This window comes from Streptomyces sp. MB09-02B, assembly GCF_033794485.1.
In the GTDB taxonomy this organism is placed as follows: Bacteria; Actinomycetota; Actinomycetes; order Streptomycetales; family Streptomycetaceae; genus Streptomyces.
The window spans coordinates 1-21,660 of sequence record NZ_JARGEE010000128.1 but is presented as its reverse complement, the minus strand read 5'-3'; the positions used below and the strand labels follow the sequence as shown (position 1 = coordinate 21,660).

The window sequence follows — 21,660 nt, the reverse complement described above, 5'->3', positions numbered from 1 at the left end:
CCGACGCGTCAACGTCCTGTGGGCCCTCATCCGCGACCGACGGTGCTATCAAGTCACACCACCAGTCACCAGCGCAGCTTGACAACAGCATTAGGAAGCCTCCTCTCCAGAGGGCACCCTCTGGGAGCGACCGGCCTGGCCCAGTGGGCCGAACTCGTCTGGCAGCTGCGCGGCCAGGCCGACACCCGCCAGGTCGAGGACGCACGAATCGCACTCCAGCACAACATCGGCCTCGGCGGGGCCTGCGTGGTCACCCTGTATGAGAGCGTCCCCTGTTAGAGTGCCGCTCTTCACAGGCTGGAATCGGCACGGCCGCCGGCCGCCACTCTCGTCTGATCAACCCGAACACCCACGAGTCGGATACCTCGCCGTTCACGACGCAGTCCTCCCGCAACGTTCCTTCACGCACGAATCCGATCTTCTCCAGGACCCGGGCAGATGCCACGTTGCGCGTATCGGTCTCGGCCTGAACTCGATTCAGGGGCAGTGTGTCGAAGGCCCACTGCAGCAAGGCGTGCGCGGCCTCCGTCGCGTAGCCGTGTCCCCACATCGCTTCGTCGAGGATGTAGCCCAACGACGCGCTGCGGTAGTCCGGGTTCCATCCGGTCAGACCGCACCAGCCGACGAAGGCCCCGTCAGAAGCGCGGTCGATGGCCACCCGGGCCCCGGTGCCTTCGTCCGCCATCTTCCGGCACATGGTGATGAAGCGTTCGGCGCGGGCCGGTTCGATCCACGGCGGGGAGTCCCAGTAGCGCATCATGTGGGTGTTGCTGTGCAGGGCGAAGAGCAGGTCCGCGTCGGCGTCGGTGAAGGGGCGCAGTCGCAGGCGAGCGGCGTGCAGTATGGGGGTGGGCAATGTCATGCGCACCATCCTGTGTCCTCATGGAGCGGGCAGAACACCGAATATCCGATCCCGGTCCGATCCTCACGACTTCGTCGTTGCTGGTCTGCGGCTGCTTCTGGGCGTCGGCCCAGGTCGCCAGCAGAGTGAGACCGTCAGCGCTGGGCGTACCGGGATCCGCGGTGTAGGTGGTGATGGAGACTCGCCCTCCCCGGATCCGCGCACAGCCGCCTCAACACGGCCTTCGTCGTCAGCAACTTCCTTGGCGGAGCCCTCGGTTCGGCGATCGCCGGTCCGCTCTGGTCGGCAGGCGGCTGGGCCGCGATCATGGCCGCCTCCCTGGTCATCACGCTCGCCGGGGCGGCCGTGTGGGCTCTGGGACGCCGCCGGCTCGCAGACACCAGCCCGCAGCCGGACAGTCCCGTCAAGGATCCCGTCGAGTCGGCAACCGCGCACGGGTGACGTCCAACCGACCCAGAACGTGCGAAGAGTCTCGCGGGGGCTGCTCGGGAGGTCGGCGAGCGGGCTGAGGGTCAACCCGCACGTTGACGGGAGGAGGAAGGAACCTGGTTGATCGACGCGACAGGCGCGCCGGGGGCGTCCCTGGGAGGCGGAGTGGTGGAACTCGCCATCGCCGGCGCCGGGCGTCAGTCCCGTGCTCCCAGCGGCCACGTCGCCTCCTGCCGAGTCCGGCCGAGCCGCGCCCGTGGTGCGCCGTGGGCGCATCCGGCCGGATCTGCCACATCAAGATCCACGTCGAAATCCACGTCGGAAACCACGTCGGAAACCGTGTCGGAATCGGTAAGCCTGCTGCCGTCCACAGTAATTCCGGATCGGCCAGGGGGACGCGGGATCCGGTGGCTCCGGCTACGTCGTGGGCAAGGGGCTGACGACGAAGTTGCTGAAGCCGCCGTTGCGCCGGGCGGTACCGCTGATGGCCTCGTTGACCCGTTCCAGCGGGAAGACCTGGTGTTCGAGCGGGCTGAGGTCGAGCAGCCCGGCGGCGACCATGTCGGCCATGGCCTGGCCCTCCCCGGCGGTGAACCACGCCGAGCCGATCAGCCTCAGTTGCTGGTCCATCATGCGGTGGACGTCGATCGGGACGTCACCGGCGATGGCGCCGATGTTGACGGCGACAGCTCCGCGCGCCATGGCACGCATGCCGGCGAGGAACGTTTCGTGGGGTGCGCCCGGGCCGAGCGCGTCGATGTAGATGTCGGCGCCGTGTCCGTCCGTCTCCTCGCGGACCCATTCGTCCAGCGGACCGTCGTCGAGGGAGTGCAGACGGAAGCGTCCTGGGGCCAGCTTGTCGACCTGATCCAGCAGGGCGCGGTCGCGCCCGGTGCCGTAGAGACGGGTGACTCCCATGGCGGGCGCCAGCAGGGCGGCGGCGATCCCGAGAGTGCCGCTGATGCCGTTGACCAGGACGTTCTTGCCGGGGCCCGCGCCCGCCTTGCGCAGAGCCGAGTACATGGTGCCCAGGTATCCGAAGCGGGCCGCGGCGTGGAAGGACAGCTGTTCCGGGAGCTTCACCAGGGCGTACGCCGGCGCCACCATGAATTCGGCGAGTCCACCCTGGTAGCGGTCGAGGAGGCCGACGGCGGAGCGGGAGAAGCCGAAGTAGCCGGCGAACGCGTAGCTGGCGCAGTTGATGGAGTCGTCGTTGCGGCACGAGCGGCAGGAGCCGCAGTGCCGGCCGGGGTTGACGTAGACCCGGTCTCCCACCTCGAAGCCCTCGACGCCCTCGCCGACGGCCTCGACGACGCCTGCCGGGTCCAGGCCGAAGATCGCCGGGAGGGTCGGCAGGGGGCTGTGCGGGAACCAGGTGGTCCACATGGTCAGGATGTTGGCGAGGTTCGGGACGATGTTGACGGCGTGCACGGCGACCCGCACGTCACCGGGGCCGGGGTCCGGGACGGGAACCCGCTCGATCCGCATCGGCTCGCCGACGTCGTGCATCCGTGCTGCGCGCATGGTGGCGGTCATCGTCTCTCCTCGGGCTGGGGTCTGCGAGTGTCGGGAAGGGTGGCCGGAGCGGGGTGCTCGGCCAGTTGGATCAGGGCCCGGCGCTGGAGCTTGCCGGTGGCTCCGCGGGGCAGGGCCGGTACGACGCACAGGCGGCGGGGCCACTTGTGCCGGGCCAGCCGCCCGTCGAGGTGGCGGCGGACGTCCTCCAGGGTCGGGCCTGGCGGGGCCGTGACCAGATAGGCCGTGACGAGCTCGCCGTAGACGGGGTCGGGGGTGCCGCCGACGGCCGCCTCACGGACACCGGGCAGATCGGCGAGGGCGTTCTCGACCTCCGCGGGGTCGACGTTCTCTCCCCCGGTGATGATCAGCTCCTTGGCGCGGCCGACGACCTCCAGTCGCCCCTTCTCGTCGTGGCGGCCGCGGTCTCCGGTGTGGAACCAGCCGTCGGCGTCGGTGACGGGCCGCGGTCCCGACCGGGTCCAGTACGAGGCGGCGACGGACGGACCGCGCACCCAGATCTCCCCGACGGTGCCGACCGGCGCGGGCTCGCCGTCGTGGTCGACGATGATCAGCTCGACGTGGGGCACCGGCGGTCCGGCGGAGGCCGGCCGGTCGGCGACCTCGTCGAGGGTCGCGTAGGTGATGCCGGCGCTGGTCTCGGTCAGGCCGTAGGAGTTGACCACGGTGACACCGCGCTCCAGCATCCGCGTGGTCGTCGCCGGCATCGCCGGTGAGCCGCCCGCCAGGACCAGGCGTAGGGAGTCCAGGTCTGCGGTGTCGAAGCGGGGGTGCCGGGTGAGCAGGGACAGCATCGCGGGGACGGCGAAGGCCGCGGTCACCCGGTGGTCGCGGACCAGGCCGACGAACAGGTCGGGGTCGAACCTGGGCGCGAGGACCACGGTTCCGCCGGCGGACCAGGTGTACTGCGGCAGGCCCCCGAGGACTGCCACGTGTGCCAGGGGCGTGGCCACCAGCACGACGTCGTCCTCGGTCACGGGCAGTCGGGCCGTCCCGTCGGCCATGCTCCAGTAGAGGTTGTCGTGGGTGAGCGCGGCACCCTTGGGACGCCCGGACGTGCCGGAGGTGAAGGCGATGATCGCCACGTCCGCCCCGGCCGGAGGGACGGAGGTGACGGCTGTCGGATCCCGGCCGTCGGCGGGGGCGACTTCTTCCCAGGTCAGCCGGAGACTGCCGCTGTCGTCGGGCGGCAGGCCGTCGACGAAGGGCCGGTCGGCGACGATGGCACGTGGCACGATCTCGTCGCACACCACGGCCAGTTCGGCGCCGGTCAGCTGCGGGTGGACGGGAACGAGGACGGCTCCCATCCGCGTCACGGCGAACATCGTGATCAGCGCTTCCGGCCGGGCCCCGCCGCGCATCACCACGCAGTCGCCCTTGCCGACCCCGAGGTCGGCGAGGTGGCCAAGGGTGCGCCGGACCACGAGGTCCAGTTGGGCGTAGGTCCAGGCCCGGTCTTCGAAGACGAGGGCGGTCCGGTCGGGGATCTCGGCCGCGTTCGCGACGAGCCGGGCTCCGAACCAGGTGTTCTCGGGCAACGTGGTTCCCTCCACGGTCAGGGCCGCTGCCAGCGGACGGGAAGGGTGAGCAGCCCGCGGAAGACCCAGCCGCCGACGTCGACGGGCCGGTCCGGGTCGAGAGCGAGGCCGGGCAGCCGCCGGAAGAGGGTGGGCCACGCGATCTCGCCGACCTCGTGGCGGGCCACCCAGGTACCCATGCAGTAGTGGGGTCCGCCGCCGAAGGCGAGGTGGTTGCGCTGGGCGCGATGGATGTCGAAGCGGTCGGGCTCGGGGAAGACGTCCTCGTCCCGGTTGGCGGCACCGATCACCAGGGCGACGCGGGAGCCGGCCGGGATGCGGGTTCCGCTCAGTTCGAGGTCGGCGGTCGTCTGGCGGGGATACATCCCGATGGGAGACATCCAACGGACGGTCTCCTCGAAGACGTTGCGCCACAGTCCCGGGTCGGCCTCCACGTCGGCGCGCTGGGCGGGGTCCGAGAGCAGGGCCCACAGCCCGGCGGTGAGCACGTCCCGGGGCTCGTTGATGCCGCCGCCGATGATCACTTTGACGTTGTTCCTGATCTCCTGCGGCGTCAGGGGGTCGTCCGCGTGGAGCATCGACGAGATCACGGAGCCGTCGGGTTCGTCGCGTACCCGGCTCATGGCCTCCTCGACCGCTTCGTCGACCGCGCCGGACGCGGCCGTCGCGCGGGCCCACACGTCCGGGTCGTCCGCGTAGTTGCTGTTGCCGTCCATCATGTGCTGCGACCAGCGGATCATGTCCTCGGCCCGCACCTGGGGCAGTCCGAGGAGATGAGCCAGGTTGGTGGCGGCGAAGGGGCCGGCGAAGTCGGCGAACAGATCCGCCTCGCCGCGCTCGGCGAAGCTGTCGACCAGTTCGTCGGCGGTGCGCTGGAAGACGGGGCTCCAGTCGGTCCGTATCCTGCGGGGCCTGGCGGGCGGCTCGGCGGCGGCGCGGATCCTGCGGTGCTCGGGGTCGTCCTCGCGGAGCATGTTGGCGCCGATGACCCGCAGGATCAGCGAGTCCTTCTCCCGCGAACTGAACAGGTCCGGATGCTGCTCCGCGAAGACGACGTCCTCGTGCCGGGTGATCAGGTACCGGCCGACGGCGGGTACGAAGGTCACCGGGGCGTCCCGGCGGAGCTTGCGGTAGATGGGGTAGGGGTCGTCCCAGAGGTCCGACAAGCGGATGTCCTGGGCGAAGTCCTGCGGGTGTGTCGTCACTACGCTCGCCTCCCGTGGTGTCGTCGGTGACCCCGGGCGGGCCGCCCCTCGACGCGGCCCGCCCGGGCGTTTCATCGATAGGCCGCGATGCCCGTGACGGACTCTCCGACGACCAGGGTGTGGATCTCCTCGGTGCCCTCGTAGGTGAGCACCGTCTCCAGGTTGTTGGCGTGCCGCAGCACCGGGTATTCGGTGGTGATGCCGTTGGCGCCGAGCACGGTGCGGGCGGAGCGGGCGATGTCGAGCGCCGCTCGTACGTTGGCCAGCTTGCCGATGCTGACCTGCTCCGGGCGGAGCGTGCCGGCGTCCTTCAGGCGGCTCAGGCGGAGCGCCAGCAGTTGGGAGCGTACGAGCTCGACCTGCATCCGGGCCAGCTTCTCCTGGGTGAGCTGGAAGCCGCCGATGGGCCGGCCGAACTGCTCGCGGGTGGTCGAGTACTCCAGAGCGGACCGGTAGCAGGTCCGGGCGGCGCCGACGACTCCGCACAGGATGCCGAAGCGGGCCTCCGACAGGCAGGACAGCGGTCCACGCAGTCCTCTGACGGCAGGCAGCACGGCGGAGGAGGGCAGTCGTACGTCCTCCAGGTGGAGCTCGGCGGTCACCGACGCGCGCAGGGACAGCTTGCGGTGGATCTCACTGGTGGTGAAGCCGGGGGTGCCCTTGGGGACGAGGAAACCGCGGACGCCGTCCTCGGTTCGGGCCCATACGACGGCGATGTCGGCGACCGAGCCGTTGGTGATCCACATCTTGGTGCCGTTGAGGACCCAGTCGTCGCCGTCGCGCTTGGCCTGGGTGCGCATTCCGCCGGGGTCGGAGCCCTGGTCGGGTTCGGTGAGCCCGAAGCAGCCGATCGCCTCGCCGGAGGCCAGCTTCGGCAGCCACTCCTGCTTCTGCTCCTCGGAGCCGTAGCGGTGGATGGGGAACATCACCAGGGAGCCCTGGACGGACACGAAACTGCGCAGGCCCGAGTCGGCGGCCTCCAGTTCGCGGCAGGCCACACCGTAGGCGGTGCCGCTCGCGCCCGCACAGCCGTAGCCTTCCAGGTGCATGCCGAGCAGTCCCAACTGACCCAGTTCGGGGGCCAGTTCCCAGGTGGGGAAGGTGCCGGACTCGAACCAGCCGGCCACGTGGTCGCTCACCCTGTCGTGGACGAAGGCGCTCACGGTGTCCCGGATGAGCCGTTCGGTCTCGTCGAGTTCGCTGTCGAGTTCCAGGGCGTCGGCGGGGTCGAGGTGCGGCATCAGGAGTCCCTCCGGGCACCGACCAGGACGAACAGCATGGTGGCGGGGGCGTCGGACCGGTTCCGCCAGGCGTGGCGGGTGCCGTTCTGCACGACCAGGTCACCGGGGGCGAGCGTGACCTCCCGGCCGCCGTCGAGTTCGAGGACGATCTCGCCGCCGATCAGGACCCCGTAGTCGACGGTGTCCGTGGTGTGCATGCCGGGCGCGTCCGGCTCGAAGAGTTCGGCGAGTCCGGGACTGGTCTCCAGCCGCTCCGCGGCGGCCGCCGCCGGGTCGAAGTCCTCGCTCATGTAGACGGTGTCCGGCGGGATGACGAGGTGGATGAGCCGGGTGGCGCCGGGCTCGGGCACGTACGAGGTGACGGCCGGGGTCGGGTCGGTGCCGTCGAACGGCACGGTGGGCTCGGCGGGGGTGGACCACACGAGGGCGTTGCTGAAGCCCGGCGTGTGCTTGAGGTCGTGGGCGCGGGGCGCCGGTCCGTCCGAGACGACGGCTGCCGAGCCGTCGGCTGCCTGGCCGGTGACGATTCTGCGGGGCATGGCGGGTACTCCTCGGGGGTGTGGCAGGTACTCACAGTCCGGCGGCCGCGGCGAAGGCGCGCAGCTCTCGGGGGATGTCGGGGCCGGCCGGCTGGTAGGCGACCGTGGTCGCTCCGGACTGCCGGAGCTGTCCGAGCCGGTGCCGGATCTGTTCCGGGGTGCCGGTGGCGGTGGCCGCCTCGATCACCTTGGGCGTGATGAAGGGGCGTTCCTCGGGCGTCACGCCGATCAGGTGCTCGCGGTGTGTCTCGATGAGCCGGCGTTCCTCCGGGACGGTGGCCAGCCAGGCCTGGTATCCGCGGGCCTCCTCGGTGCCGGCCAGCGGCCCGAATTCACCGAGGTGCAGCGCCAGGGCCGCGCCGGGGCCTGCGGCGTCTACGACACGGGGGTTCGTCAGTTCCTCCCCTTCGTCGAGGACGGTGCCGTACGCCGTGACGACGCAGTGGCCCTCGAAGGGAATGGGTTCGGAGCTGTGGCTGGGGTTGGTGATCACGCCGTCGGCGACCCTGGAGGCGGTGGCGAAGCCCTTGGGCCCGTGGGCGGCGGCGAGGATCGGGACGTCGGTGACCGGTGCCAGTCCGGAGAGCCGGGGGAAGGTGAGGGCGATCCGCGCGCCCTCCCAGTCGATCTCCTCGCCGGCCATCACGGCGCGCAACGCGCGGATGTACTGCTCGACCTCGGCCCAGCGGGCGCCCCTGCGTCCTAGCAGCGCGGCGCTGGTGAAGCCGGCACCCACGACGACGTCCACCCGGCCGGGCGCCAGCGCCGCCAGCGTCACCGCCGCGGCCGCGTTGTCGACGAGGTGGCGCAGCTTGGGAGTGACCACGGCGACGCCGAGCCGGATGGCGGACGTGCGGTCCGCCGCACGGCCCAAGGTCATCCAGGCGTCCGCGAAGAGCGAGGGTGAGTCGTACACGTAGGCGTAGCCGTAGCCGAGTCGCTCGGCTTCCGCCACGTGTTCGGGAGTGTGGGTGGTGGGCGCGAAAAGGCAGCCGATGTCCATGGTTCCTCGCAGCGAGGGCGGGGCGTCATTGCCCGGAGCGGAACATGTTGGAGAGAAGGTAAGTGTCAGACTTCTGACCGTCAAGGGTCATACAAACTTGGGGCCGGCCGGTCTCGAGGTGAAATTTCCGGACGGTGAGGCCTTGCCGGCCGCCCGCCCGCCGGCGCGCACGCGCTCTAGGCGGGGTGCTCCTGGTTGACCATCTTGCCCAGCAACGCGACGAGCTGGGAGATCTCCTCGTCCTCCAGCACCGCCATCCAGGCGTGTTCGCGGCCGGTCTGACCGTCGATCGCCTTGTGGAGCATCGTCAAGCCCTCAGGCGTCAGCGAGACGCGGACGACACGGCGGTCGTCGCGTTCCCGGCGCCGCTCGACCAGCCCGCGCTCCTCCAGGGTGTTCAGAGCGCTGGAGACGCTGGCCCGGGTGGTGCCGGAGATCCGGGCGATCTCACGCTGTTCGAGGCCGCCGAAGACCCACAGCGTGTTCATGATCCGGAAGCCGGCCCACGTCATGCCGAGCGGGCGATGCACGGAGGACTCGAAGTCCTGAACGAGTCGCGCGACCAGCCTGGTGAGGTGGGTGACCAGCGCGACACCCTCCAACTGGCGGTCCGTGTGCCCCAGTTCGCGGTGCCGGCTCCGTACCCGCTCCGCGAACTCGCGGGAGCGCGGGTGGTCGGCGTCGGCATCGTCTACGCGTGCTTCCGACACGGGCGGGCTCCCTTCAGTCGTCCGTCGGTCCAGTGGTCGTCGGTCCTGCGGTCCTGCGGTCGTCGGTCCTGCGGTCGTCGGTCCTGCGGTCGCCGTTCCTACCGCGTCCCGTCCCACCGGCGGCATCGTAACAGCGCCCGGCGGCTTCATCGGCTGATCGGATTGCGCATCGTGCCGACGCCCGCGACCTGCGTCGTCAGCGTCATCCCGGGCTCCAGATACAGCCGTGGGACGCGCCTGACTCCGCAGCCGGCCGGGGTCCCGGTGAACACCAGGTCGCCGGGCTCAAGGGTCACGTGACGGGAGAGCCAGGAGACCAGTTCCGGGACGCTGAAGATCAGGTCGGACGTGCGGCCCCGCTGCACCTCCAGGTCGTCGACCCAGCCGGCGATCTCGATGTCGTCGGGATCGTCGAACTCGTCGACGGTGGCCATCAGCGGGCCGCACGGACTGAACGTGTCGTACGACTTGGCGAAGGTGAACTGGTTGAGCGGCTTGCGCCACTGCTCACGCCGGTCGGTGACGTCCTGTCCGCCGGTCACGCCCGCGACCCCCGCCCAGACCTGCTCCGGCGGCACGGCCCGCAGGACCTTCCCGATCACCACCACGACCTCGGCCTCGAAGTCGCACTTGTCGATACCCTCCGGCACGATCACCGGCTCGTGCGCACCGGTGAGGGAGCTGGTGAACTTCCCGAACACCGTGGGCTGTTCGGGGACCGGGATGCCCGACTCCTCCGCGTGTCCACGGTAGTTGAGGGCCACGGCCAGGATCTTGCCCGCCCGCGGCGAGACGGGACCGAGCAGCTTCTCGTCGTAGGGGGCCAGATCGGCGTCGGTCGCAGCCTGTTCGAGCTTGCGCAGTTCGTCGTGGCGGGCGAGGTCCCACAGGACGGCGGGGTCGGGGCCCAGCGCCCCGTCACTGGCCTTCTCCACGTCGAGGGCCCGGTCACCGACGATCAGGGTGGCGCGGCCGGCGAGGTTGGCGAGCTTCATGAGGATCTCCGGGGGTCGGAAGGTCAGGGCGCGGCAGGCGCGGGCAGCGGGACTTCGTCCCGCAGGGCGGCGATGTCCGGCTCGGGCCGGATACGGAAGGCGTTGATCGCCATGGCCACGGTCCGGTACTGACCGACCGTGTAGACGAGGTCGATGAGCTGCTCGGTGCCGAACCGGTCGCGCAGCTCCTGCCACAGCGCGTCGTCCAGGTCCGCCCTCGCCACCAGCTGGTCGGTCGCGGCCAGCAGGATCCGGTCGGTGCCGGTGAAGCCGGCCGCCGCCAGGTCGCCCAGGGCGTGGATCTCACCGTCGGTGACTCCGGCCCGCCGGGCTATGCGGACGTGCTGCAGCCACTCGTACTCGGCTTGGGCCAGCCAGGCGATCCGCAGGATCACCAGTTCGCGGGAGCGGACGGGCAGGGTGTTCTTGCCCAGGACGTGATTGCCGAAGACCAGGAAGCGCCGCAGCGCGTCCGGGTGCGCGGCCAGGGTGGCCCAGATCGCGTAGATCTCGCCGTCACCGTTGCGGTACGGCTCCAGGGCCGCGAGGGCCTTCTCGGGGATGTCCTTCTCCTCGACCGGAGAGAGACGCGGCTCGGCTGCGGACATGTGGTCGCCCTTCTGACGGGCTGAGTCGTCGGATGCCCCGACGGTAGATAGACAGAACTCTGACAGTCAAGGCTCATGCAATCTTTCGCCGAAGTTCGTATGAGTCTTGATAGTTAGAAGTCGTACGAGTAGCTTCGGCGGCGGGAGCGCGGTGCAGGTCCCCGCTCCGCGTCCTCGGGCACGGCATGACCGCGGAGGTCTCGATGAGTATTCGCAGCCTGGGCTATCTGGGCATCGGCACACCCGATCCCGACGGCTGGGTCACCTACGCCAACGACGTGATCGGCACCATGCCGGCCGGCCCTCCGGGGTCTGACCAGGAGCGGCTGCTGCGGCTGGACGAGCACCTCTACCGCTTCCGGGTGGAGTCCGCCGAGACCGGCGGCGTCACCTACATCGGCTGGGAGGTGGGGGACGCCGCCGGCCTGGACCGTGTGGTGCGGCGGCTCCGGGATCACGGTGTGGACGTTCACGAGTCGACCCGGGAGGAACGCGCCGAACGGCAGGTGGACCGCATGCTGTGGTTCGACGGACCCTGCAGCGTCCGGACCGAACTGTTCACCGGACGCCGACTGGCCGCGACGCCCTTCGTCTCCCCGCTCGGCGTGACGTTCGTGACCGGCGACCAGGGCATGGGACACGTGGTCCTCAAGTCCCCCCGGGCGATGGAGGCCGTCGACTTCTACCGCGACGTGCTGGGTTTCCGGCTCAGCGACGTCACCCACCTGCCCCTGGGCGGAACCTTCTTCTTCATGGGGTGCAACCCGCGGCACCACAGCATCGCCTTCGTCGAGTCGCACAAGCGCGAGGGCACCCACCACGTGCTGTGCGAGGTGGCGGACATGGACGAGGTCGGCCGGGCGCACGACCGGGCTCGCACCCACAAGATCCCCCTGCTGGCCACGCTGGGCCGGCACTCCAACGACCTGATGTTCTCGTTCTACATGCGCTCCCCCGCCGGCTTCGGAATCGAGGTGGGCGCCGAGGGCCGCCGGGTGGACGAGGCGACCTGGGTGAGCCGCGTCTACACCTCGGACATCTGGGGACACCACGCCGTCGCGGACGGCGACGACGGATACGCCGGAACGATCGGCAGCAGCAGGACGACCGACGAGGAGAGGGCGACCCGATGAGCGCGCTGCGCAGCTATGTACAGGACCGGTGGCACACACCGGACGACGAGGGCGTCCCCGTGCACCACGCGGTCACCGGGGAGGAGATCGCCCGCGCCTCGTCGGCCGGCGTCGACATGGCCGCCGCGCTGCGTCACGCCCGCACGGTCGGCGGCCCCGAGCTGCGCTCCCTGTCCTTCCGGCAGCGCGCCGACCTGCTCACGGAGCTCGGCACGTACCTGCGTGGCCACCGCGAGGAGCTGTACGCCGTCTCCGCCACCACCGGCGCCACCCTCTACGACTCCAAGTACGACATCGACGGCGGTATCCGGGTCGTCCAGGCCTACGCCGAGACCGGGCGCCGCGAGCTCCCGGACGGTGACGAGGGGCTGGTCTTCACCGAGGGCCCCCAGGTGAGCCTGAGCCGGGACGGCACCTTCCTCGGCGGTCACATCTGCACCCCGATCAGAGGTGCCGCCGTGCAGATCAACGCATACAACTTCCCGGTCTGGGCGCCCCTGGAGAAGCTGGCCCCGGCGTTGCTGGCCGGGGTCCCCAGCCTGGTGAAGCCCGCGACACCGACCTGCCAGCTCACCAGCCGCCTGATCGAACTGATCGTGGAGTCCGGCCTGTTGCCGCCGGGCACTCTCCAGTTCGTCTGCGGCGGCGCCGGCGACCTGCTCGACCATGTCACCGAGCAGGACCTCGTGTCCTTCACCGGCTCGGCGGCGACGGCCGAGCGCCTGCGTACCCACCCGGGAGTGGTGCGTCAGGCGGTGCGCTTCAACGCCGAGGCGGACTCCGTGAACTGCTCGGTCCTCGGCCCGGACGCCACACCGGGCACCCCCGAGTTCGTCCTCTACGTCGACCAGTTGGTCACCGAGATGACCGTGAAGGCCGGGCAGAAGTGCACGGCGATCCGCCGCGCCCTCGTCCCCGCAGAACTGCTGGACGCGGTCAGCGAGGCGACCGCGGCCCGGCTCGCGGAGGTGGTCGTGGGCGACCCGGCCGACCCGACGGTGCGTATGGGTGCCCTGGCCGGCGTCGGGCAGCGCGAGGAGGTACGCCGCAGTGTGAAGGCGCTGCTGGATTCCGCGCGGCTCGTCTCCGGCGACCCCGACCGGGTGGACGCCCGGAGCGCGGACGCCGAGCGCGGCGCCTTCCTCTCCCCCCTGCTACTGCGCTGCGACGATCCCGGCGCCACCGCCCCGCACGAGGTCGAGGCGTTCGGCCCGGTCAGCACCCTCGTCCCGTACACCTCGCGGGAACACGCCGTGTTCCTCGCGGCCCGGGGCCGCGGCAGCCTCGCCGGCTCCGTGGTCACCGGAGACCGGGCCTTCGCCCGCGAATTCGTCCTCGGGCTCGCCCCGTGGCACGGCCGGATCCTCGTCCTCGACACCGAGTCGGCCCAGGCCTCCACGGGACACGGCTCACCGCTGCCCGCCCTGATCCACGGCGGTCCCGGCCGCGCCGGCGGCGGCGAGGAGATGGGGGGCCTGCGGGGAGTGCTGCACCACATGCAGCGCACCGCCGTCCAAGGCGGTCCCGGCGCGCTGAGCGCCATCCTCGGCCGCGCGGCCGACTGACGCTGTCCTACACCGACGGAGACTCTCACCATGACCTTCGCCCTGGCCACCCTGCGCGTCGACGGGGCTCCCACCCCCGTCCTGTCCCTGGACGACCGCTCCTGGGCCCTGGCCGACATCGCCCCCGACGCGCTGCGGCCGGAGCCCTCGCGCGGCCTGATGAACGTCTTCGACCACTGGGAGCGCACCGAGCCGCTCCTGGTCGCCGCGGCCGAACGCCTGGCCGCCGGCACCGACACCACCCCGCCCCTGCCCCCGTCGGCCACGCTGGAGGAGGTGCTCACTCCGCTGCAGTACCCGCGCAAGGTCGTGATGACCGGCGCCAACTACTACGAGCACATGGAGAAGGACGGCGGTCACACCGACTGGGAGAAGGACAAGAAGATCCCCCTCCTCTTCCTCAAACCGCCCACGACCACCCTGGTCGGATGCGGCAGGACGGTGCGTTACCCGGAGCAGACGGAGAAGTTCGACTACGAACTCGAACTCGCCGTCGTCATCGGCAGACGAGCACGCAAGCTCACCCCGGACAACGCCATGGAGCACGTGGCCGGGTACACGATCGCCCTGGACCTGTCCGCGCGCGACTGGCAGCGCCACCCCAGGCACCTGGTGAAGTTCGACCTCTTCGGCGGCAAGGCCTTCGACGACAGCTGCCCGCTCGGCCCCGCCATCGTGCCCGCGCGCTACGTCGACGAGGACGACCTGCGCCTGCGCTTCCACCTCAACGGCGAGCTGAGGCAGGACGCCAACACCAAGGACATGATCTGGTCCATACCCGAACAACTGGTCAGGATCACCGAGCACGTGACGCTGGAACCCGGCGACGTGGTCTGCACCGGCACCCCTGCCGGCGTCGGGCTGGGCAGCAATCGGTGGATGAAGCCCGGCGACCTCCTCGAGGGCGAGATCACCGGACTCGGCCGCCTCACCGTCGAGATCGTCGAGGACCGTGTCTGACGCACGACCGTCGGCGACGCCGGGCAGGTCCGAGGGGTGCGCGGGAGACACCAGCCGGTAGGTGCACGCGGCATCCGGGTCGTACGAGGTGTCGAAGACGTCGGTCGTCCACGGCCTCGGCAGCGGCTCGACGCCGCCCATGGCGCGCTTGTCCAGCCGTGCTCGGCACCCTGCGCGGCGTGCCCCGCAGGGGCTCGTCGATCGTCAGGTCCCTCGCGTCGGCGTGCCGCCACCGGGCGGTTCCGGCAGGGACAGCGTCTCGCACGCGTACTCCGCGAGGGCACGAGCCCGGTGGGTGAGTGTGACGTTCGCGGCGTGTGCCACCACGACCCTGACCTCCTCCAACGGGTCCTTGATCGCGACGGCTGCCAGGGGCAGCCCCTCGAAGCTGGTGTCGGTGGGCCAGCGCTGCACGAGCATGGAGTAGCCGAAGCCACGTGCCACGAGACTGCGTACCGCCTCGATACTGGACGTCCGGTAGCGGATGTTCGGTTTGACGCCGACGCTGTGCGTCCAGCGCTCGGCGTTGCTCTCCATCGGAGGGGACCCGTAGACGATCAGAGGCTCGTCGGCCAGCTCGGTCAGCGACAGGGCGTCGGACCCGGCCAGCGGATGACCGGCGGGGAGGATCACGTAGGGGCGGTTGGATCGCACCGTCGTGCAGGCCAGCCCCGCCTCCGCACCCGTGTCGTACAGGAATGCCAGATCGCAGGCACCCTCCAGCAGCGCCTGCCGGACCTCGTCCTGCGATCCGTCCACGAACTGGAGATCGACCGCGGGGTGCAGCCTGGTGAACCCGTCGACGAGTGGTGGGATCAGGAACGGGGAGAGGGTGGCATAGCAGCCGATCGTCAACCGTCCGGCGACCTGGCCCTCCTCCGCCTGCGCACTGGCCCTGAGCTCCTCGGCCTGGGACAGCACGGCCTGCGCTCCCTCCAGGACGCGGGTCCCGGCCTCCGTGAGGAAGACTCCCCTGGCCCGCCGTCGTACCAGCAACTGCACGCCCAGACGCCGTTCCAGATCGGCGATCGCGGTGGAGATGCCCGCCTGTGAGGCGTGGCACTGCACGGCGGCGGCACTCATGGAGCCCGTGTTCGCCACCGCGACGAAGTACTCCAGCTGCCGGAGCGAGAAATCAGCGGTCACGTTCTTCCTTTCGCCTGGGCGGCCCCGTCATGAGGGGGGTCTGCCAGCACCCCGATCATGAGGCGTTCCCGACGCCGGCTCCACGCCCTGTTCCCTGCAGTCGCAGCCCTGCACAAGACCAAGGAAACACCTCGGGTCGGCTTCCGGGAACACCGGGCCCAAGGCTCCGGTCCGGTCCTGGCGGGCCACGCGCGACCTGGTGGGCGGACCGGCCCCGGCCCACCGGCGGCTGGAGAGGCATTTGGAGATCTTCAGCGCGGCGAGGCGGACCTCTTCGCCGCGTTCGTCGGCCCCCATGGCCGCGCGCTGCCTGGCTTCGGTGCTCGGGTCCGCCCGCCCCGGCTGGACGATGTCACCGCGGTGCCGTCACAGCACCACCACCGAGCGCAGCACGTCACCGTGGTGCATCCGCGCGAAGGCCTGCTCCACCTCGTCCAGGGCGATGGTCTCGGTGACGAACGCGTCCAGGTCCAGGCGCTGTTGCAGGTAGAGGTCGATCAGCATGGGGAAGTCACGGGAAGGCAGACAGTCGCCGTACCAACTGGACTTCAGGGCTCCGCCCCGGCCGAAGACGTCGAGCAGGGGCAGCTCCAGCTTCATCTCCGGTGTGGGCACGCCCACCAGGACGACGGTCCCCGCCAGGTCACGGGCGAGGAAGGCCTGTCGGTACGTCTCCGGGCGGCCGACCGCGTCGATGACGACGTCCGCGCCGAACCCGCCGGTCAGCTCACGCACGGCCTCGACCGGCTCGGACGTACGGGAGTTGACGGTGTGCGTGGCCCCCAGGGACACCGCGCCGGCGAGCTTGCGATCGTCGATGTCCACCGCGATGATCTTCGACGCTCCGGCGACCCTGGCGCCCATGACCGCCGCCCCTCCGACCCCGCCGCAGCCGATCACGGCCACGGTGTCGCCACGGCCGACTTGGGCCGTGTTGAGGGCGGCGCCGAGGCCGGCCATCACCCCGCATCCCAGCAGCCCGGCCGCGGCCGGGGACGCCTGCGGGTCCACCTTGGTGCACTGCCCGGCCGCCACCAGGGTCTTCTCCGCGAACGCGCCGATCCCGAGGGCCGGTGTCAGTTCGGTTCCGTCGGTCAGGGTCATCCGCTGCCGGGCGTTGTGCGTGTCGAAGCAGTACCAGGGGCGTCCCCGCCGACAGGCGCGGCAGCGGCCGCACACCGCACGCCAGTTGAGAATCACGAAGTCGCCGGGCGCCACTTCGGTGACCCCGTCTCCGACGGACTCCACGACCCCGGCGGCCTCGTGGCCGAGCAGGAACGGGAAGTCGTCGTTGATACCGCCCTCGCGGTAGTGCAGGTCGGTGTGGCACACCCCGCACGCCTGCACCCGCACCACGGCCTCACCCGGCCCCGGATCCGGTACGACGATCGTCTCGAGCCGTACGGCGTCGCCTCTGCCTCCGGCGATCACGCCCTTGACCTGCTGGGACATGCGGTCGGCCTTTCTTTCGAGGATGCTGTGCCGAGCTTCGAAGACTCCTGTGCAGTCCGGGGTTCCTCGCTCAGGCGGGATAGGTATGGAAACCCCGGCCCGTCTTCCGGCCGAGGTGTCCGGCGGCGACCATGCGGCGCAGCAGCGGCGGTGGCGCGTAGAGCGGTTCGGCATGTTCGTCGTACAGGGACTCGGCGATCGCCTGGGCTGTGTCGAGGCCGATCAGGTCGAGCAGCCGCAGCGGGCCCATGGGGTGCGCACAGCCGAGTTCCATGCCCCGGTCGACGTCCTCCGCCGTGGCCGTACCGGCCTGCACCATCCGCACCGCGGCCAACAGGTAGGGGACCAGCAGTGCGTTGACGACGAAACCGGCCTGGTCCGGCGCCTGAATGGCGGTCTTGCCCAACTGCTCGACGGCGAAGCGGCGGGTGCGTTCGACGGTGTCGGTGCTGGTGGTGAGGGCGGGGATGATCTCCACCAGTGCCTGTGCCGGCACGGGGTTGAAGAAGTGCAGTCCGATCACCCGGTCCGGACGGTCGGTGACGGTCGCGAGGTCCGTCAGCGGGATGGAGGAGGTGTTGCTGGCGAGGACCGCCTCGGCGGGGAGAACCTTGTCGACGTCCCGGAAGAGCTGCCGCTTCAGGCCGGGGTCCTCCGCCGTGGCCTCGATGACGAAGTCGCGGTCGGCCAGCTCACCGAGGTCGGTGGTGTAGGTCAACCGGCCCAGGGCCTGCTCCCGTTCGGCAGCGGCAAGTCCGCCGCGGCGCACGGCGCGATCGAGGGAGGCCAGTACCCGCCCGCGCCCGGCCGTGACGGCCGCAGCGCTGACCTCCACCACCAGGACGTCGCGGCCCCGGCGTGCGGCCGTCTCGGCGATGCCCGAGCCCATGAGGCCGCAGCCCAGGACACCGACGCGGGAGACGGCGCTCATGCGACGGCCTTGCGTGCCGCCCGGTCGCGCAGGCTGAACCCGGGTTCGGCGACCTCGTCGGGCGTGAGATCGGGCCCGTCGGTCAGCAGCCGCCGTGCCGCCATGTGGTCCGCGGGCCGGTTGACGGACTCGACCGCCACGAGGGTCGAGCCGCGGAAGCAGAACACCGAGAACTTGCCGTCCTGGCGCTCTCCGCACACGACCGTGCGGTCATGGCCGGTGGACAGACCGGCGATCTGGAGTCTGAGGTCGCCCTGGTAGCTCCAGAACCACGGCAGTACGTCATAGGGGCGCGGCGCGCCGGTGAGCCGCGCTGCCAGGCAGCGGGCCTGGTCGGAGGCGTTCTGCACGGACTCCAGTCGGATACGGCCGTTGCCGTGCGGTGCGGGGAAGGAGGCGCAGTCGCCGATCGCCGAGATGTGCGGGTCCGCTGTCGCGAGGTACTCGTCGACGACGATGCCGTTGTCCGTGGCCAGTCCCGCCGTGCTCGCCAGTTCGGTGCGGGGCAGGACGCCGATGCCGGTGACCACCAGGTCGGCCGGGACGGTGACGCCGTCCGTGGTGCGGACACCGGTCACCCGGCCGTCCTCGCCCACCACTTCGGCCGGGCCGCAGCCCATGAGGAGCCGGGTGCCCCGGATCCCGTGCCTGTCCTCGAAGTAGGCGGCGGTCGGCGCGGACACGGCACGGCCCATGACCTGGTCCGCGATGTCGAGCACGACGGGGCGCAGACCGGCGGCCTGGCACGCGGCCGCGAACTCCAGGCCGATGAATCCGGCCCCGATCACCACGACCCCGCGCGCGGAGGCGAGCCGCTCGCGCAGCTCCTGGGCGTCGGCTCGCGTGCGGAGGTTCAGCACTCCGTCCAGATCGTTGCCCGGGATCGGTAGCGGCCGGGGGCGGGTTCCGGTGGCCAGGACCAGATGCTCGTACGGCAGCGCAGAGCCGTCGTCGAGCGTGACCGTACGCCGGCCCCTGTCGACCGCCAGGGCACGCCGGCCGGCGAGCAGGTCGATGTCACGATCCTCGTAGAAGCGCTCCCCGCGCAGCACGACGTCCTCGCGGGACACCTTCCCGGCGAGGTACTCCTTGGACAACGGGGGCCGCTGGTAAGGGAGTTCCGGCTCCTCCCCCACCAGGGTAAGTGGTCCGGCGAAGCCCGCTTCGCGCAGGGCTTCGGCCGCCTGCACCCCTGCCTGGCCCGCCCCCACCACGACGACACCTCTCCCGGCGTTCACGTCTGGCACCCGGGGACGTGGACGACCAGTTCGTCCATCGCGTCGGTGAGACCCAGTTGGCAGCTCAGCCGGCTGTTGTCCCGCCGCGGCTCCGCCGTGCAGTCCAGCAGTTCGTCCTCCTCGTCGGCCACGGCCGGGAAGCGGTCGTCGGCGCCGTCTCCCGTGTAGACGTGGCAGGTCGCGCACATCAGGTTGCCGCCGCACTCCGCGACGATGCCGGGGACACCGGCCGCGACGGCGCCCCGCATGACGCTGGTTCCGGCTGGGACGTCGAGTACGGTCCGGGCGCCGTCCACCTGGACGAAGGTCACTTTGGGCATGGGTGGGGTACTCCTCTCGGTGCTGTGGAGCGGAGTGGTCAGCCACCCGCGCAGGGGCCATGGCTCAGGCGCTGACGTGCTGGGTGGGAACGGCTGTCGAGAGCCGTCTGCCGGGCGTGGACGTGTTCGGATCCGGGGTTTCCACGGTGCGCTGACGCAGGCCCAGCATGACATCGCGGTTACCTGCGGAAAAAGCGGGAGTTTCTGATGTAGTTCATCAGGCTCTTGAATGTGTCGGCGGCGGGTGATGCCGTTTCCGCGGTTCCGACCCCGTTGGTCATGTGCTCTTCGAGAGCTGTCCCTCGGCGGGCGTCCGCGGCTCGTGCGGGTGGCTCGGGAGCAGTGCCCGGAAGGTGGCGCCGCGCCCGGGTGACGAGTGCACCTCCACGCGTCCGGCGTGTGCCGTGACGAGGGAACGGACGATGGCGAGCCCCAGACCGGAACCGCCGGTCGAGCGGGTACGGGAGGTGTCGGCACGGTAGAACCGCTCGAAGATGCGGACCGACTGTTCCTCGGTCAGGCCCGGTCCCTGGTCGGCCACCTCCAGGACCGCGCACTCCCCCAGGGTGCCGACGCCGATCCGGACGGGCGTGCCGGGTGGCGTGTGGGTGACGGCGTTGGCGACGAGGTTGGTGACCACCTGGCGCAGCCTGGCCTCGTCGGCTAGTGCGGGAGCCGAGGCGGGAGGCCCTTCACCGTCCGGGCCGGTGAGGGTGACGGGACGGGCCGGGTCCAGGGCATGCACGTCGTGGAGGGCGTCCGCGGCGAGGGTCCGCAGATCCATTGGGTTCGCCTCCAACAGCTCGCACGCCGACTGGGCGATGCTCACCGCACCGCTCGAGGACGAGAACGGTGACGTCTCACCGCACCTCATCCTCGTGCCCATGACCGAACTCACCGTGGTCGACACGTGGTTCGTGGCGGGGATGGCCGGCACGGGCAGCAACACCGTGGAGACCGGCGGCGAGATATTCGTGCCCGCTCACCGTACGGTGCCGTTCGGAGGGGTGCTCTCCGGGCGGACGCAGAGCGAGAGTTCCCGTCAGTCGGTGCCGCAGAGGGAGAACTTCGTGGTCTCCGCGGTCCATATGGTGGGCGCACCGGTGATCGGGATGGCCCGGGCGGCACTCGACGTCACACTGGAACGACCGAGCACGCCGAAGCCCGTCGCCTACACGTTCTACGCCGACACACGCGACGCTCCGTCCACACAGCTCAACATCGCGAAGGCGGCCACTCTGATCGACACGGCGGAGATGCTGCTCCAGTGGTGGGCCGACGAGACGGTCGGCGCCGCGAGCGAGGGCAGGGAACTCGACGCCCTCGCACGCACGCGTTTCCGGGCGAACTTCGGTTACGCGATGGAATGCTGCCGGGACGCGACGAAGCTGTTGCTCAATGTCCAGGGCGCGAGCGCCTTCGCGACCACGAATCCCGTACAGCGGATCTGGCGGGACCTGGAGACCGCGTCCCGCCACGGACTGCTCAACTACGAGTTCGGCCAGGAGCTCTACTCGCACTCCCTCCTCGGCATCGAAGAACCCATAGGCGTGCTGGTCCAGCGAAGCGAGCCGTAGAGAACGGTGTCCTCCCGGCGGTTCGTTCCCCCCGAGGGATCGGCGGGCGGGCCCCGTTGTCAGTGGGGGGTGACAGCATCGGACGTATGACCGACATGGAGACCGCGGCATTCGACTGGCAGTCCTTCCTGCGCGGGTGGAGCGAGGAATGGGCGGACTCCCTGCCGGACGAGGAGGCCCGGGACGAGGGCGACGAGGCCGCCCGGCAGGCGCGGTGGCTGGGTTTCCCGCCCGCTTCCGAGGAGCGGATCGTGGCCATGGAGGAGCGCCTCGGCCGGCGGATGCCCCCGTCGTACCGGGAGTTCCTCGCGGTGAGCGACGGCTGGCGGCACGCGGGTGGCTTCGTCCGGCTGCTGGCGGGCACCGGGGACGCCCGCTGGCACCACAACCGGTCGGGACTCGCGGACATCTTCGAGGAGTACCTGGAGGAGGACGCCGGACCCGAGGAGCGGCGCGCGGCCGACCTCTGGCGGCGCGGGCTGCAGCTCGACGTCGAGTCCGACGTCACCCACGTCCTGCTGGATCCCGGGGACATCGACGAGCACGGTGAGTGGGCCGTGTACACGTGGTCGAGCTGGCGGGCCGCGCCGCCCGAGCGGCACGCCGACTTCGCCGCGTTCATGCGGGAGATGCACCGGGAGTTCCACAGACTGCGGGCGGGCGGGAGCGACG

20 protein-coding genes and 2 pseudogenes are annotated in these 21,660 nt (G+C 70.7%); 6 read left to right on the top strand and 16 right to left on the bottom strand.

Going from position 1 to position 21,660, the window contains the following annotated elements:
- Nucleotides 1-93: 93 nt before the first annotated feature.
- A pseudogene (locus P1P70_RS19510) lies at nucleotides 94-279 on the top strand (thiolase C-terminal domain-containing protein); the annotation flags it as partial.
- Here the strand turns inward: P1P70_RS19510 and P1P70_RS19505 are convergent.
- From P1P70_RS19505 to P1P70_RS19460, 10 genes are all read right to left on the bottom strand, one after another.
- Nucleotides 251-862: a GNAT family protein gene (locus P1P70_RS19505; protein WP_319239386.1), complete on the bottom strand. Its 612-nt coding sequence runs from the start codon at nucleotides 860-862 to the stop codon at nucleotides 251-253. The pseudogene P1P70_RS19510 and the gene P1P70_RS19505 sit on opposite strands and share 29 nt — an antisense overlap.
- An 846-nt stretch (nucleotides 863-1,708) precedes the next feature.
- Nucleotides 1,709-2,827, bottom strand: coding sequence for an alcohol dehydrogenase catalytic domain-containing protein (locus P1P70_RS19500; protein WP_319239384.1), 1,119 nt, complete (start codon nucleotides 2,825-2,827; stop codon nucleotides 1,709-1,711).
- Nucleotides 2,824-4,365: a class I adenylate-forming enzyme family protein gene (locus tag P1P70_RS19495; protein WP_319239381.1), complete on the bottom strand. Its 1,542-nt coding sequence runs from the start codon at nucleotides 4,363-4,365 to the stop codon at nucleotides 2,824-2,826. The genes P1P70_RS19500 and P1P70_RS19495 overlap by 4 nt, the downstream gene beginning before the upstream one ends.
- 17 nt (nucleotides 4,366-4,382) lie before the next feature.
- Nucleotides 4,383-5,570, bottom strand: a complete 1,188-nt coding sequence (locus P1P70_RS19490) for a cytochrome P450 (RefSeq protein ID WP_319239378.1) — start codon at nucleotides 5,568-5,570, stop codon at nucleotides 4,383-4,385.
- 71 nt (nucleotides 5,571-5,641) lie between these two features.
- Nucleotides 5,642-6,811, bottom strand: a complete 1,170-nt coding sequence (locus P1P70_RS19485) for an acyl-CoA dehydrogenase family protein (RefSeq protein ID WP_319239375.1) — start codon at nucleotides 6,809-6,811, stop codon at nucleotides 5,642-5,644.
- A complete protein-coding gene (locus P1P70_RS19480; RefSeq protein ID WP_319239372.1) occupies nucleotides 6,811-7,350 on the bottom strand; it encodes a cupin domain-containing protein in 540 nt (179 codons plus the stop codon). Before P1P70_RS19480 ends, P1P70_RS19485 begins: the two co-directional genes overlap by 1 nt.
- Before the next feature lie 31 nt (nucleotides 7,351-7,381).
- Nucleotides 7,382-8,437: an LLM class flavin-dependent oxidoreductase gene (locus P1P70_RS19475; protein WP_413471494.1), complete on the bottom strand. Its 1,056-nt coding sequence runs from the start codon at nucleotides 8,435-8,437 to the stop codon at nucleotides 7,382-7,384.
- Nucleotides 8,438-8,529: 92 nt separating this feature from the next.
- A complete protein-coding gene (locus P1P70_RS19470; protein ID WP_319239366.1) occupies nucleotides 8,530-9,063 on the bottom strand; it encodes a MarR family winged helix-turn-helix transcriptional regulator in 534 nt (177 codons plus the stop codon).
- A 146-nt stretch (nucleotides 9,064-9,209) separates the two neighbouring features.
- On the bottom strand, nucleotides 9,210-10,058 hold the full coding sequence (locus tag P1P70_RS19465; protein WP_319239364.1) for a fumarylacetoacetate hydrolase family protein: 849 nt from the start codon (nucleotides 10,056-10,058) through the stop codon (nucleotides 9,210-9,212).
- A gap of 23 nt (nucleotides 10,059-10,081) precedes the next feature.
- Complete coding sequence (locus tag P1P70_RS19460) at nucleotides 10,082-10,666, bottom strand: carboxymuconolactone decarboxylase family protein (RefSeq protein WP_319239362.1); 585 nt, start codon at nucleotides 10,664-10,666, stop codon at nucleotides 10,082-10,084.
- A 203-nt stretch (nucleotides 10,667-10,869) separates the two neighbouring features.
- Between P1P70_RS19460 and P1P70_RS19455 the strand changes: the two genes are divergently transcribed.
- From P1P70_RS19455 to P1P70_RS19445, 3 genes are read left to right on the top strand one after another with little or no spacing between them, the layout of a single operon-like run.
- On the top strand, nucleotides 10,870-11,799 hold the full coding sequence (locus P1P70_RS19455; protein WP_319239359.1) for a VOC family protein: 930 nt from the start codon (nucleotides 10,870-10,872) through the stop codon (nucleotides 11,797-11,799).
- Complete coding sequence (gene paaZ / locus P1P70_RS19450) at nucleotides 11,796-13,364, top strand: phenylacetic acid degradation bifunctional protein PaaZ (protein ID WP_319239356.1); 1,569 nt, start codon at nucleotides 11,796-11,798, stop codon at nucleotides 13,362-13,364. The genes P1P70_RS19455 and paaZ overlap by 4 nt, the downstream gene beginning before the upstream one ends.
- A 30-nt stretch (nucleotides 13,365-13,394) precedes the next feature.
- The gene (locus P1P70_RS19445) at nucleotides 13,395-14,324 is read left to right on the top strand and encodes a fumarylacetoacetate hydrolase family protein (RefSeq protein WP_319239354.1); all 930 of its coding nucleotides are present in this window, start codon (nucleotides 13,395-13,397) and stop codon (nucleotides 14,322-14,324) included.
- Between the two features lie 204 nt (nucleotides 14,325-14,528).
- Here the strand turns inward: P1P70_RS19445 and P1P70_RS19440 are convergent, their stop codons facing one another.
- From P1P70_RS19440 to P1P70_RS19415, 6 genes and pseudogenes are all read right to left on the bottom strand, one after another.
- A complete protein-coding gene (locus P1P70_RS19440; protein ID WP_319239351.1) occupies nucleotides 14,529-15,470 on the bottom strand; it encodes a LysR family transcriptional regulator in 942 nt (313 codons plus the stop codon).
- Between the two features lie 366 nt (nucleotides 15,471-15,836).
- Nucleotides 15,837-16,922 (bottom strand): S-(hydroxymethyl)mycothiol dehydrogenase, encoded by a 1,086-nt coding sequence (locus P1P70_RS19435; RefSeq protein ID WP_319239349.1) that lies wholly within the window; start codon nucleotides 16,920-16,922, stop codon nucleotides 15,837-15,839.
- Between the two features lie 70 nt (nucleotides 16,923-16,992).
- Complete coding sequence (locus P1P70_RS19430; protein ID WP_319239348.1) at nucleotides 16,993-17,853, bottom strand: 3-hydroxybutyryl-CoA dehydrogenase; 861 nt, start codon at nucleotides 17,851-17,853, stop codon at nucleotides 16,993-16,995.
- Entirely contained in the window at nucleotides 17,850-19,091 is a 1,242-nt protein-coding gene (locus P1P70_RS19425; RefSeq protein WP_319239345.1) for an NAD(P)/FAD-dependent oxidoreductase, read from the bottom strand. The genes P1P70_RS19430 and P1P70_RS19425 overlap by 4 nt, the downstream gene beginning before the upstream one ends.
- Nucleotides 19,088-19,411: a 2Fe-2S iron-sulfur cluster-binding protein gene (locus tag P1P70_RS19420; protein WP_319239342.1), complete on the bottom strand. Its 324-nt coding sequence runs from the start codon at nucleotides 19,409-19,411 to the stop codon at nucleotides 19,088-19,090. Before P1P70_RS19420 ends, P1P70_RS19425 begins: the two co-directional genes overlap by 4 nt.
- Before the next feature lie 277 nt (nucleotides 19,412-19,688).
- Nucleotides 19,689-20,210: pseudogene (locus P1P70_RS19415) on the bottom strand (sensor histidine kinase); the annotation flags it as partial.
- A gap of 85 nt (nucleotides 20,211-20,295) precedes the next feature.
- On the opposite strand from P1P70_RS19415, the gene P1P70_RS19410 reads away from it, so the two are divergent.
- Together P1P70_RS19410 and P1P70_RS19405 are read left to right on the top strand one after the other, a co-directional pair.
- The gene (locus tag P1P70_RS19410) at nucleotides 20,296-20,988 is read left to right on the top strand and encodes a hypothetical protein (protein WP_319239336.1); all 693 of its coding nucleotides are present in this window, start codon (nucleotides 20,296-20,298) and stop codon (nucleotides 20,986-20,988) included.
- A gap of 86 nt (nucleotides 20,989-21,074) precedes the next feature.
- A partial coding sequence (locus tag P1P70_RS19405; RefSeq protein ID WP_319239333.1) for an SMI1/KNR4 family protein occupies nucleotides 21,075-21,660 on the top strand: 586 nt, incomplete at its 3' end.

Excerpts from the sequence above, each read along its gene's own strand:
- P1P70_RS19460 (WP_319239362.1), bottom strand. The coding sequence starts at position 10,666 with ATGTCCGCAGCCGAGCCGCGTCTCTCTCCGGTCGAGGAGAAGGACATC.
- P1P70_RS19500 (WP_319239384.1), bottom strand. The coding sequence starts at position 2,827 with ATGACCGCCACCATGCGCGCAGCACGGATGCACGACGTCGGCGAGCCG.
- P1P70_RS19465 (WP_319239364.1), bottom strand. The coding sequence starts at position 10,058 with ATGAAGCTCGCCAACCTCGCCGGCCGCGCCACCCTGATCGTCGGTGAC.
- paaZ (WP_319239356.1), top strand. The coding sequence starts at position 11,796 with ATGAGCGCGCTGCGCAGCTATGTACAGGACCGGTGGCACACACCGGAC.
- P1P70_RS19410 (WP_319239336.1), top strand. The coding sequence starts at position 20,296 with ATGACCGAACTCACCGTGGTCGACACGTGGTTCGTGGCGGGGATGGCC.
- P1P70_RS19455 (WP_319239359.1), top strand. The coding sequence starts at position 10,870 with ATGAGTATTCGCAGCCTGGGCTATCTGGGCATCGGCACACCCGATCCC.
- P1P70_RS19430 (WP_319239348.1), bottom strand. The coding sequence starts at position 17,853 with ATGAGCGCCGTCTCCCGCGTCGGTGTCCTGGGCTGCGGCCTCATGGGC.
- P1P70_RS19445 (WP_319239354.1), top strand. The coding sequence starts at position 13,395 with ATGACCTTCGCCCTGGCCACCCTGCGCGTCGACGGGGCTCCCACCCCC.
- P1P70_RS19480 (WP_319239372.1), bottom strand. The coding sequence starts at position 7,350 with ATGCCCCGCAGAATCGTCACCGGCCAGGCAGCCGACGGCTCGGCAGCC.
- P1P70_RS19435 (WP_319239349.1), bottom strand. The coding sequence starts at position 16,922 with ATGTCCCAGCAGGTCAAGGGCGTGATCGCCGGAGGCAGAGGCGACGCC.
- P1P70_RS19485 (WP_319239375.1), bottom strand. The coding sequence starts at position 6,811 with ATGCCGCACCTCGACCCCGCCGACGCCCTGGAACTCGACAGCGAACTC.
- P1P70_RS19420 (WP_319239342.1), bottom strand. The coding sequence starts at position 19,411 with ATGCCCAAAGTGACCTTCGTCCAGGTGGACGGCGCCCGGACCGTACTC.
- P1P70_RS19505 (WP_319239386.1), bottom strand. The coding sequence starts at position 862 with ATGACATTGCCCACCCCCATACTGCACGCCGCTCGCCTGCGACTGCGC.